The sequence below is a fragment of the Dyella sp. EPa41 genome (genome assembly GCF_016586165.1).
In the GTDB taxonomy this organism is placed as follows: Bacteria; Pseudomonadota; Gammaproteobacteria; order Xanthomonadales; family Rhodanobacteraceae; genus Dyella.
The window spans coordinates 1-12413 of record NZ_BCPR01000104.1; the positions used below are offsets into that span (position 1 = coordinate 1).

General features: G+C 66.0%; 7 protein-coding genes. 2 read left to right on the plus strand and 5 right to left on the minus strand.

The genetic code is table 11. The features are described 5' to 3' along the window. Both aceF and lpdA read left to right on the plus strand, forming a co-directional pair. Complete coding sequence (gene aceF / locus JMF82_RS20400; protein ID WP_201316362.1) at positions 1-1317, plus strand: dihydrolipoyllysine-residue acetyltransferase; 1317 nt, start codon at positions 1-3, stop codon at positions 1315-1317. Between the two features lie 91 nt (positions 1318-1408). Next, positions 1409-3250 (plus strand): dihydrolipoyl dehydrogenase, encoded by a 1842-nt coding sequence (lpdA, locus tag JMF82_RS20405; RefSeq protein WP_201316363.1) that lies wholly within the window; start codon positions 1409-1411, stop codon positions 3248-3250. 63 nt (positions 3251-3313) lie between these two features. Here the strand turns inward: lpdA and JMF82_RS20410 are convergent, their stop codons facing one another. The 5 genes from JMF82_RS20410 to dinB all read right to left on the minus strand — a co-directional run bounded on the left by JMF82_RS20410 (position 3314) and on the right by dinB (position 11763). After that, entirely contained in the window at positions 3314-4360 is a 1047-nt protein-coding gene (locus JMF82_RS20410; RefSeq protein ID WP_201316364.1) for a hypothetical protein, read from the minus strand. 546 nt (positions 4361-4906) lie between these two features. Then, the gene (locus JMF82_RS20415) at positions 4907-5575 is read right to left on the minus strand and encodes a hypothetical protein (RefSeq protein ID WP_201316365.1); all 669 of its coding nucleotides are present in this window, start codon (positions 5573-5575) and stop codon (positions 4907-4909) included. A gap of 57 nt (positions 5576-5632) precedes the next feature. After that, positions 5633-7504 carry a tetratricopeptide repeat-containing sulfotransferase family protein gene (locus JMF82_RS20420; RefSeq protein ID WP_236585602.1) on the minus strand — a complete coding sequence of 624 codons (1872 nt, stop codon included), beginning with the start codon at positions 7502-7504 and terminating at the stop codon, positions 5633-5635. Between the two features lie 72 nt (positions 7505-7576). Further along, a complete protein-coding gene (locus tag JMF82_RS20425; protein WP_236585603.1) occupies positions 7577-10426 on the minus strand; it encodes a TonB-dependent receptor in 2850 nt (949 codons plus the stop codon). Between the two features lie 245 nt (positions 10427-10671). Further along, a complete protein-coding gene (gene dinB / locus JMF82_RS20430; RefSeq protein ID WP_201316367.1) occupies positions 10672-11763 on the minus strand; it encodes a DNA polymerase IV in 1092 nt (363 codons plus the stop codon). Between the last annotated feature and the right edge of the window lie 650 nt (positions 11764-12413).

Genomic DNA, 12413 nt, shown 5'->3' on the forward strand with positions numbered 1-12413 from the left:
GTGAAGGTGCCCGATATCGGCAGCAGCGACGTGCCGGTCATCGAGATCCTGGTGAAGGTCGGCGACACCATCGCCAAGGACCAGAGCCTGATCACGCTGGAATCGGACAAGGCCACCATGGAAGTGCCCGCTCCGTTCGCGGGCGTGGTGAAGGAGATCAAGGTCAAGGTCGGCGACGAACTCTCCGAAGGCAGCCTGATCGCCCTGGTCGAGGCCGCCGGTGGCGCGCCCGCCGCCGCTCCGGCCCAGGCCGCGGCGCCCACCAGGGTGGAGGCGCCCAAGGTGGAAGAGAAGCCCGCGCCGATCGCGACGCCGCGTGGCGTGCTGCCCGGCAACGCGCCGGAAGGCGACGTCGCGCCCACGGCGCGTCCGCCGTTCGATGCCGGCATCGTGATGCCGGGCGACGCCCCCTACGCCAGCCCGGCCATCCGCGCCTTCGCGCGCGAGCTGGGCGTGGATATCCGCCAGGTGAAGGGTTCGGGCCGCGGCGGCCGCATCCAGCGCGAAGACGTCACCGGTTACGTCAAGCACGCGCTCGCCTCGGGCGCGCGTCCGGCCGGCGCGCCGGTCGCGGCCGGCGGCGGGCTCAACCTGCTGCCGTGGCCGAAGGTCGACTTCGCCAAGTTCGGCGCGATCGAAGAGAAGCCGCTGTCGCGCATCCAGAAGATCTCCGGTGCGAACCTGGCGCGCAACTGGGCGATGATCCCGCACGTCACGCAGCACGAAGACGCCGACATCACCGAGCTGGAAGCCTTCCGCAAGAAGCTCGGCGAAGAGAACAAGGACCTGAAGATCACCCCGCTGGTGTTCCAGATCAAGGCGGTGGTCGCGGCGCTGAAGAAATTCCCGCAGTTCAACGCCTCGCTGGATGAAACCGGCGAGAAGCTGATCCTCAAGAAGTACTTCCACATCGGCATCGCGGTGGACACGCCCGATGGCCTGGTGGTGCCGGTGATCCGCGACTGCGACAAGAAGGGCCTGCTGGACCTGGCCATCGAGCTCGGCGAGATCTCCAAGAAGGCGCGCGACAAGAAGCTCGGCCCCAACGAGATGTCGGGCGGCTGCTTCTCCATCTCCTCGCTCGGCGGCATCGGCGGCACGGCGTTCACGCCGATCGTCAACGCGCCGGAAGTGGCGATCCTCGGCGTGTCCAAGGCGGCGACCAAGCCGGTGTGGAACGGCAAGGAATTCGCGCCGCGCCTGATGCTGCCGCTCTCGCTCAGCTACGACCACCGCGTGATCGACGGCGCGCTCGCCGCGCGCTTCGCCTCCTACCTCGCGCAGCAGCTGGGCGACATCCGCCGCCTGCTCCTCTGATTGCTCCCTCTCCCGTCGGGAGAGGGCCGGGGTGAGGGTGCGGACTTGCGCCGCCCCTCCATGCGTAGCGAAAAGAATCAAAGGATCCCCCATGGCAAGCACCATCGAAATCAAAGTCCCCGACATCGGCGGCCACGACAACGTGCCGGTGATCGAGGTGCTGGTGAAGGTCGGCGACACCGTCGCCAAGGAACAGAGCCTGATCACGCTCGAATCGGACAAGGCGACGATGGAAATCCCGTCGAGCGCCGCCGGCGTGATCAAGGAACTGAAGGTCAAGGTCGGCGACGAAGTCTCCGAAGGCGCGCTGATCGCCGTGTTGGAAGCCGCCGACGCTGCCGCTGCTCCTGCTGCTCCCTCTCCCCTCCGGGGAGAGGGTCGGGGTGAGGGGTCAACCTCGCCCCAGTCCGCCAGTAGCAACGCTCCCGCAAGTCCCGCTCCCTCACCCCAACCCTCTCCCCAGGGGGGGGAGGGAGCAAAACCGGCCCCGCAGGCTGCCGGCGCGTCCGGCCGCACGCCCGACATCACATGCAAGCTGGTCGTGCTGGGCTCCGGCCCGGGCGGTTACACCGCCGCGTTCCGCGCGGCCGACCTCGACGTCGACACCGTGCTGGTGGAGCGCTACGCCACCCTCGGCGGCGTCTGCCTCAACGTGGGCTGCATCCCGTCCAAGGCGCTGCTGCATGCCGCTGCGGTGATCGACGAAGCGGAAGCCATGGCGGCGCACGGCGTCAGCTTCGGCGCACCGAAGATCGACCTCGACAAGCTGCGCGACTTCAAGACCAAGGTGGTCGGCAAGCTCACCGGCGGCCTCTCGGGCATGGCCAAGCAGCGCAAGGTGCGCACCGTGCAGGGCGTGGGCAGCTTCATCTCGCCGAACGAGATGGAAGTCCAGACGGCCGAAGGCACCAAACTCATCCGTTTCGAGAACGCCATCATCGCCGCCGGCTCGCAGTCGGTGAAGCTGCCGGCGTTCCCGTGGGACGACGAGCGCATCATGGATTCCACCGGTGCGCTGGAATTGAAGGACGTGCCCAAGAAGCTGCTGGTCGTCGGCGGCGGCATCATCGGCCTGGAAATGGCCACCGTGTACTCCGCGCTCGGCAGCGAAGTGACCGTGGTCGAGTTCATGGACCAGATCATCCCGGGCGCCGATGCCGACCTGATCAAGCCGCTGGCGCAGCGCCTGGCCAAGAAGCTCAAGGGCGTGCACCTCAAGACCAAGGTGGTCGAAGCCAAGGCCACCAAGAAGGGCATCGAGGTCAGCTACGAGGGCGAGAGCATCCCCGAGACCAAGTTGTTCGACCGCGTGCTGGTCGCCGTGGGCCGCTCGCCCAACGGCAACAAGATCGGCGCCGACAAGGCCGGCGTGGCCGTCACCGAGCGCGGTTTCATCAACGTCGACACGCAGATGCGCACCAACGTGAAGCACATCTTCGCCATCGGCGACCTGGTGGGCCAGCCGATGCTGGCGCACAAGGCCACGCACGAGGCGCGCGTCGCGGCCGAAGTCGTGTCGGGCATGAAGAGCCACTTCGATGCGCGCGTGATCCCGTCGGTGGCCTTCACCGATCCGGAAGTGTCCTGGGTGGGCGTCACCGAGCGCGAGGCGAAGGAAAAGGGCCTCAAGGTCGGCGTGGGCAAGTTCCCGTGGGCGGCCAGCGGCCGCGCCATCGGCATCGACCGCACGGAAGGCTTCACCAAGCTGATCTTCGACGAGGAAACCCATCGCATCGTCGGCGGCGCCATCGTCGGCCCGCATTCGGGCGACCTCATCAGCGAAATCTGCCTGGCCATCGAGATGGGCGCCGAAGCCGGTGACATCGGCCTCACCATCCACCCGCATCCCACGCTGGGCGAGTCGGTGGGCATGGCGGCCGAAGTCTACGAAGGCACCATCACCGACCTGTACATGCCGAAGAAGAAAAAGTAAGCCGTCTGCCACGGCTCGCCAAGAAAGCCCGGGATGTCCCCGGGCTTTCTCGTTTCTGCCGTCTCAGTTCGACTCGGTGAACTGGATCGACGGCGACGAACCACCGCTCGCGGTACAGCTGCCGAGGTTGAGGTTGTTGCTCTCGCCGGTGGTGCCGGAGTTGGCCACGCACGACGGCGTCGCGGTGGAACCATCGGTCACGGCCACCTTCACCGTGATCGACGAGCCGCTGTTGAACACCGCTTCCGATCCGCCGGCGTTGCCGACCACGTTGAATTCCGACTCCTTCCATACCTGGGCAAGGTACAGGACGCTGTCCTTGCCGCTGGAGCTGTACGCCTGCGTGCCGTTGGTGAACACGACGGTGTCGTTGCCGCCGGCGGTGACCGAACCGGTGAGCTTCACGTTGGCCAGCTGCGTGGCCGGTACGTCGGGCGCGGTTGCGGCGGCGCTGTTCTTGTAGCAATCGCCCGCGCCGTCACTGCCCCAGCCGCTCGGGCAGCGGCGGCCGCCGTAACCGATCAGCCAGTACTGCATGAAGACGGCCGCCTGGCCGCTGACTTCGTAATCAGGCGCATACACGAACTGCTGCCACACGGTGCAACCGGAATGACCGGCGCATGCCGACGTGGTCGCACTGAAGCTCGAATTGATCTGCAGGGAGTATTCGTTCGGCCCGAGGATGCCGCCGCCACCGTAAGCGGCAACGCCCTTGCCGGTTTCGGAGGTGACCCCCGTCACCGAGGGGAACGTGCCCACGGTCTGGGTGATGAGGGTGGAGGTCTGCAAGGTGTAGTCGTTGCCGTTGCCGGCCGTTTCCGATGCGCCCAGCAGGGACCAGCGCGGCACGGGGTGCACGCGCGGCACCACTTCGTGGCAGGTCACCGGGTGCCAGATGACGCTCGGATAGGTCGCCTGGAAGCATCCCTCCGAAGGCGTGGCGATGCGCGCGATGTCTTCGCGCCAGTTGGCGCGTGCCTGCGCTTCGAGCGGGCCGACGATTTCGGGGGGAGCCTGGAGCGAAGCCTCGCTGGCGGGCGCCGCCTGGACGGGCAGCCAGGCGGAGGCGACGAGGCTGGCGAGCAACGCGAGCTTCATTTTGGTCTGCATGTATTTCTCCCTGGTACGCGAATGGCTATCGGTTTCGGCCCGGGTGATCCCGGACCGATGACGCGGACAACAACTCACCCACGCCGGCAACTGGATCAGTTGCAGCGAGTCACGCGGTGGAACGTATGCCCCGGAAAGCCGGGGTTGCAGCGGTGACGCATCCCCAGATGCGCAACGTCCACGCCTGGGCGAAGGCGTTGCGCCGGCTTTGGTAACGCATTCGACACGTGCTTGCAAATCGAAAAAAGGTGCGTGAAGAGGCGACAGAAAAACGCAAGCAACCGCGTTGCATCACCTGGGCAGGAGATGCCTTGCGAATGAAGTGATTGGAAGCCAATGGCGCGATGCAGGCATGTCGATCCGCCTTCGCGCACCCGCAAATTTGCGCGAACACTTTTCGTTGACAAGGCGCGGCGAAGGCCATGGACGGTCATGCGGTGCGGCCGGCGCATGCCCGCGTGATATGTGAAGAAAAAGCCTATTTTCAGGCCTTTCCTTGCACTTCGTCACAAAAGGAAAGGCCCGCTTGCGCGGGCCTTTGTCAGGTCACCTTGTGGCCCTGGCCAGGGCATCCTCGATCGGCTTCGCTGTCTGTTCGAGATGGCCGCTCGTCTCCGTCGACGTGTTGATCATCTGCTGCAGGACGCCGAGGAATTCGATCGGATCGACATCCTTGCCGAGGCCGATGCGCGTGCGCAGGTCCACCATGCGTGGCGCATTGAGCGCGATGGTGCTGTCGTGCGTCACCCAGTTCGAGGCGTCGCGTTGCGCGGCATAGGCGGTGGCGTATTTGTGCAGCCGTTCGATATCGATCCAGGTGGCCGACTGGTTCGCCACGGCGACGTCCCACGACTGCGTGGCGAACGAAGGCCAGCTCACGCTGAGCGCGAAGTCATGCTTCAGTTCGCGGATGTGCTGGTTGATCTGCGCATCGGGCACGCCGCGTGTCACGTCGTCGCTGATGGCGGCCCTCAGCGAGCGCAGCGGCTCCAGCTGGCGCGCGTTGCTGGCCAGGGCGCCATGGATGCTTTCCAGCGTGCCACGCAGCTCCACCTCGATCTGCGCGCTGGCCTGCTCGGCGGCGTGGCGGTGATGCGTGTGCTCTATCCACTGTTCCAGGCCCAGCGCGGTGAGGATGGACAGCACGATCATGAAGTAGTGCTGCGCGAACTCGCGCAGGGAATGCATCCGGACCTTGGGCACTTCGAAATGCATGGCTGTTCCGTCTCGGCGTGGGGCAGGCGCGCAGCGTAGCCGATCCGCCGTCCGGCTTCATGCCTCGTAGCCGAGTCGCTCCAGCATCGGCCGCAGGATGGGCAGCACGGGTTCGAAATGCTCGCGATACGCATGCCAGCGATTCACCGCCTCGCGATGGATGCCTTGCGTCACCTGCGCATAGCTCGGCGTGCTGATATAGCCCTTGGCGCGCGCATGTTCGGCGAACCGGGCCATCGGCGACGCATCGGCGACGTCCAGGAATTGCCCCAGGCGCGCGACGTGTTCGTCGAAGCGGCTGACCACCGATTCGTAGCGCCACTCCAGCACGCGCGGCGCGAACACCTCGACATGGCGATACCACTGCTCGAAAGCCTGCACGTAGCCTTCGGCCAGCCGCTTCAGCGAGGAGCACAGCACCATGAAGGGCGGTGCGCGGAACGGCAGCATGTAGCAGCTGAGCAGCACGTCGCAGGGGTGGCGCAGGCACATGATGATGCGCGCCTCGGGAAACAGGCGCGCGATCATGGGCAGGCACAGCATGTTGAGCGGGTTCTTGTCGACGAGGCGGCGGGCATCGAGATCCGGCAGCACGCGACGGGACATGCCGAGATAGAGGGCGCGCAACTGGCTCGCTTCGTCCTGCGTCAACCCCGCGAGATCGCGCGGATACGATTGCCCCGCCTGCTGCATGCGATGGATCAGCTCGTAGACGAAGTCGCGTTCGTCCATGGAGCGGAAATCGGGATGCGCATCGAGCATCTGTTCGAGCAACGTGGTGCCCGAGCGCGGGAAGCCCACGACGAACACGGGGCTTTCCGTGTCGCGCGGCGCGGCAAGCGTCGTCCATTGGTCGAACTCGGCATGGCTTACGTCGAGTGCGGCCGTTGCCAGCGGCTGGCTGCCCTCGACGGTCAATTCCGGAACGAGCGCGCTGGCGATGTCCCATTGCGCGGCGTGGGCGATCTCCGCCGCATGCCAGGCTTCCTCATGGCGGCCCTGCTTGTTCATCACGCCAGCCAGGCCGAACGCGGCCGTGGCGCGCGTCTCCGGGCCATCGCTCAGTGCAAGCATGCGCTGGTACAGGGCGGCCGAGTGTTCGGCCTCGCCCCGTTGCGCCGCCACGGCCGCGTGGGCCTGCCATGCCGCCGTGGCGAGCGCCGTCGACCGTGGCAGCGCCGCTTCCACCTGGGATAACGGAACGCGCTCAAGCTCGGTTTCGGCCAGCTGGATCTGGTTGCTGCGCTCGTACATCGAGGCGCGCAGCGCGGCGATGCGCCATTGCATGACCTGTGCATCCTGCTCGGGCAGGATCGCCCGTTCCAGGACCCGGAACGCCGCCGCCAGCTCGCCCTGGGCGGACAGCATGGTCGCCAGCAGCAGCGCCTGCTCCGCGGGCTGTGGCGGCCAGTCGGCGGCGCCGTCGAGCATGTCCTGCTCGCCACGGTGGTCGCCGCAGGCGAAGCAGGCATGCGCCGCCTGCAGGCGTGCGTCGATGAAGGCCGGCACCAGCGCCACGGCATCCAGCAATGCCTCGCGTGCCTGCAGCCAGCGCTGCTGCTCGGCGTAGAGCAGGCCAAGGTTGTAGTGGATCTGCGCCTCCTGTGGCGCCAGTGTCACGGCACGGCGAAGGGCATCTTCGGCAGCGTCGGCGTCACCCAGCTGGCGGGCCACGACGGCGAGGTTGTTCCAGTATTCGGCGGCATCCGGCTTGCGCTGCACCAGGCGGCGGAACGTCGCCACGGCTTCGTGCAGGCGCTGGCTGGATTGCTGTGCGGCGCCCAGCAGCAGCAGGGCGGTTTCGTCCACGTCGTCGAGGGTGGCGATGGGTTCGCCGAGTGCCAGCACGGCGGCGATATCGCCCCGTTGGTAGGCCGCGAGCATGCGCGCGGTCAGGTCGGCGGAGGATGGCGAGGACTGTTCCGTCATCCGTGAATCCTAGAGCATCTTGCGGATGGTCGCGGCTAGGCGCCGCGACCATCCGCATGGCTTGCAGTCAGATCAGAACTTCACCGTGGCGCGAGCCCAGAAGTAGCGGCCCATCACGTCGTACGTCGCCGTATCGACGTTGTAGTTCGAGCCGTTCTGGTACGCCAGCGGCGGGATCTTGTCGCTGAGGTTGTCGATACCCACGTCGAAGCGGGTATGGATCTTCGCCCACTCGTAGCCACCCGAGATCGAGTGGTACAGCACCGACGCCATCGGTGCGCTGGCACCGGTGTCGAGGTTCGCGTTCAAGTTGGTCACGTTGTGGATGTAGCGCGACTGCCACTGCGCGCTCCAGTCACCCAGTGCCCAGTTGACCGTGAGCGTGCCACGCCAACGCGGGATATTGCCGAACTGCAGGCCGTAGGTGCCGGCGTAGTTGATCGACCCCGAGCCCGGCTGGCCGGGCGCGGCATCGTTCTTGTACGTCGAGACATACGTGGTGTTGAGGGCGGCCTTGAAGTTGCCCGGATCCACGCCGCCCACGGTGAAGTGCGGGATGGCGTAGTTGAAGGTGAAGTCGACGCCGGTCGTGCTCAGGTTGCCCAGGTTGACCACGGGCGTGTTGATGTAGTTGACCGCGCCGGCGAGCTTGTTGGTGTTGTCGTAGCGGTTGATGTACGAACAGAACGGGCTGTTGGCGTTGGCGAAGCACGCATTGACCACGGTCTGCGCCTGGATCGGCGTGAGCGTGTCGGACAGGTAGATGTGCCAGAAGTCCAACGTGCTGGATACGCCTTCCCACCAGCTCGGCGAATACACGAAGCCGAAGTCGATGGACTTGCCCTGCTCGGGCTTCAGCGTGCTGCCGATGGCGGCCGCGCCCGAGTAATAGCCGGTGACCTGGCCGATCGGGTTGCCGGACCAGTTCGGCGGCACGTACTGGCAGGCCGTCGGGTGCGCCGCCAACTCGGCGGCGGTCAGGTGCACGCACGGGTCGGTGAGGTTGGGGCCGGCCACCGTGCGACCGTCGTACAGCTCGTCCATGTTCGGCGCGCGGAACACCTGCGAGACCGTGCCACGCACCAGCAGGTCGGCGATGGGACGGTACTCGATGGCGATCTTGCCGTTGGTGGTGCTGCCCGAGGTGTCATAGTCGGAGTAGCGCACGCCCAGGTCGACGTTCAACGAGTAGGCCCAGGGCTGCTCGGTGACCACCGGGATCAGCGTTTCCGCGTACAGTTCCTTCACCGTGTCGCTGCCGCCGCCCGGCGAACCGCAGGCTTCGGACAACACCACGCAGGTGTTGGTCACCGGGTCGAGGATCGCGTCGGCGGTGACGTTGTAGCTCATCGAGGTCTTGCGATACAGCGCGCCGGTCGAGAGCTGGATGGCGCCGGCCGGCAGATCCCAGATTTCACCCGACGCGTTGAACTGACCCTGCTTCATGGTGTTGGTCAGGGTGTACTGCGGTGCGTCCACGCCCTTCTTCAGCGCCGCGGTGACCGCCGGGTCGGCCTGGTTGAAGATGTTGGCGCCGGCGTCGATGGCGGCCTGGAAGGCCGGCACGTTCACTTCGTTGTAGTTGGTCTGGATGCGACGCGTATGGCCATAGTCGAAGCTGGCATCCCAGTTCCAGGTGCTCTGGCCGAAGTTGCCGCGCAGGCCCGCGTTGACCTCTTCGTTGTTGGTCGTGAAGGTATGCAGGCGGGTGCCCAGGCCGGTCAGGCGGGTGTTGAAGGCGTAGCCGCTGTCGGCGCCGGGTGCGTTCGGATCGGCCAGCGTGCCCTGGCTGAAGGTGACGCCGAACGGGTTGTTCGGGTTGCTCGCCAGCACGTGCCAGCCGTCGCCCACGCCCGTGGGCGCCGGGGCGTCCTGGCCCGAGGAGTTGGTGTGGTTGTAGAACGCATCAGCGTAGAACGTCACGTAGTCGTTGATCTTGTAGTTGCCGATCACGAAGACGTTGGTGCGTTCCTGCTGCTGCTGGATGTAGTTGTAGGCGTTGTAGTTGTACGTGTCGTTCGCGTTGCTGAAGCAGCGGTAGTCGCCGAGGCTGCTGCCGTTGCCGTTGGCAAGCGTCACGTACGCGTTGCCCTGCGAGTTGACTTCGCAACCACCCGGAGTCTTGTCTCCCAGCGGCCCGCCTGCCGGCACGAGAATGCGGCCGGTCGGAATGGTGTGCGAACCCGACGGCTGCGGGCCGCCGTTGTACAGGTACAGCTGGCGGGCCGAGAAGCTGCGGCGCGGCGCCAGCACCGGGTTGTACTTGTTGTAGTCCACGCCGGCGACGATGTTGCCCTGGTCGCCGCTCGCGCCCACGGTGAACTGCGCGCCATGGCGCTGGCCGTCGCCGTGGTCGGAAATGCCGTCGTTGACGCTCAGTTCCGCGCCCTTGTAGTCCTTGCGCAGGATGAAGTTCACCACGCCGCCCACGGCGTCGGAGCCGTAGACCGTGGAGGAGCCGTTGGCCAGCACGTCAACGCGTTCCACCATGTTCTGCGGAATCATGTTGAGGTCGGCGTTGGCGAGGCGCTGGCCGTCCACCAGCACGAGGGTGCGGTTCACGCCCAGGCCGCGCAGCGAAACACGGGCCGCACCGTCACCGCCTTCCAGCGTGGGGCTCGCGCCGCCGCCGCCGTTGCTGTTGTTCTGGGTGTTGGTCGCGTTGCCCGCGATGGCCGGCAGTGCCTGCAGCACGTTGCCCAGGGTCGGGCTGCCGTTGTTGGTGATGGCTTCGCGGTTCAGCGTCACCACCGGGTTGGCCGTTTCGGCATCCACGCGGCGAATCAGCGAACCGGTGACCGACACGGCGGTCAGCGTCTTGGCGTTGGACTGCTTGGGTTGTTCAGTGGTGTCCTGCGTGGACGTCTGGTTCTGCGCCGCGGGTCCGTTGCTCTTTACGGCGGCGTCCTGTGCCTGTGCCAATGCGGCGCTCGATGCAATACCAACGGATAGAGCCAAACGTACCGCTACTGATAGGCGATTGAGATTGGACTGCATGATGTCTCCCCGATTTTTGAAGGCAAAAGGGACCCGCTATGGGCGCTTAGACGTCCATAGGTGTCGTGTTGCCATTGGTTCCCCCGGCTCAACTCTTTCAGGAAACGTGAATCGAGTAAAGGCCTTTTTAACGTGTATTTCGGCATAGGCTGCCGATAAACGCGCAAGTTTCACGCAAGTTTGTCGAAAAGATCGGTCTGCGCAACGAAACTGTCCACGTCTACAAAGCCGGCCAGGCCCACGCCCACCAGGCGATAGCGCGTATCGGCGGGACGGTCCACGCGATCACGCAGCGCACACGCTATCGCGGCCAGTTCCTTGGCCGAGCCGGGGCGTGTAGACGGCGTGAAACTGCGGGTCAGCGTCTGGAAGTCCGACGTCTTCAGCTTCAGCACCACGGTGCGCGCGACGCGCCCGTCCTGTACTTCCCGCTGGTGCGCGTTCCAGGTCTTTTCCGCCAGGCGATGGATATGCGGGGCAAGCTCGCCCAGGGGCAGGTCGTGCTCGAAGGTGTCCTCGGCGGACACCTGCAGGGTAGGGCGATGCGGTTCGACCGGGTGCTCATCGATGCCGAGCGACAACTCGTGCAAGCGTCGTCCCCAGCGGCCGAAGCGTTGTTCCAGCTCCTGCGCGGGGAAGGCGCGCAGGTCGCCCACGGTGGCGATGCCCAGCTCGGTGAGGCGCGTCTCCATCACCTTGCCCACGCCGGGCAGGCGACCCACCGCCAGCGGCGCCAGGAACGCCTCGACCTGGTGCGGACGCACCACGAACAGGCCGTCGGGCTTGCGCCAATCCGAGGCGATCTTGGCCAGGAACTTGTTGGGCGCCACGCCCGCCGATGCGGTGAGCTGCGTTTCCTCGCGAATGGCGGCGCGGATCGCTTCCGCCGTGGCGGTGGCCGATGGCAGCTGCGTGTGCGTGGTGGTGACGTCGAGGTAGGCCTCGTCCAGCGAAAGCGGCTCGATCAGGTCGGTATGGCGGCCGAAGATCTCGCGCACCTGCCGAGACACGGCTTTGTACCGGGTGAAATCCGGCGGCACGAAGATCGCCTGCGGACACAGCCGCTCCGCGCGCACCGCCGGCATGGCCGAACGCACCCCGAACTTGCGCGCCTCATAGCTCGCGGCGCACACCACCGAGCGCGCACCGCGCCAGGCCACGACGACGGGCTTGCCACGCAACGACGGATCGTCGCGCTGCTCCACCGATGCGTAGAACGCATCCATGTCGACGTGGATGATTTTGCGGGAGTGCGTGGGCACGGCGTGTCGCGAAAGGGCAGCGGCGCACAGTCAACCACGAACCCGCGGTCCGTGGGTATCTCAATCGGCCCCTTGCGGGTAGACCTGGTGAGCAATAAGGGCCCACGACAGGCAGCATCCCGGTGACCCGGACGAATCAGTGGTCGTGGACGAGCGCTCCTCCATTTTTTGTAGGAGCGCACCCAGTGCGCGACCGCGGACTGACGTGGTGGCCTCGATCTGCGATGGTCGCGACGACGCAAGGTCAAGGAACGTCGCCACGACGCGGTCGCGAAAGGGCTCGTCAATTTTTGTAGGAGCGCACCCAGTGTGCGACAGCCGTTCGCGCCAGTCTGCATGGTTCGATGCATGAAGATTTCTAATGCTGTCGTTGCCGGGTTTCTGCGACCTGGCTCGCCTGCGACCGAAGGGAGTCCCCCCTGGGGCGGCGGGCTTCCGAGCCGCTGCCGCGACCCGGGTCACTCTCTCTTCGCGTAGCGCTCGTTCCCTTGTAGGAGCGCACCCTGTGCGCGACAGCCTTTCGCGCCGGTCTGCATGTTCATCGTGTCGATACATGAAGATTTCTGGTGCTGTCGTTGCCGGGTTTCTGCGATCGGGCTCGCCTGCCGCGGGCTTCCGCCCTCCTGCCGGAGGTCGGGTCACTTTTCTTT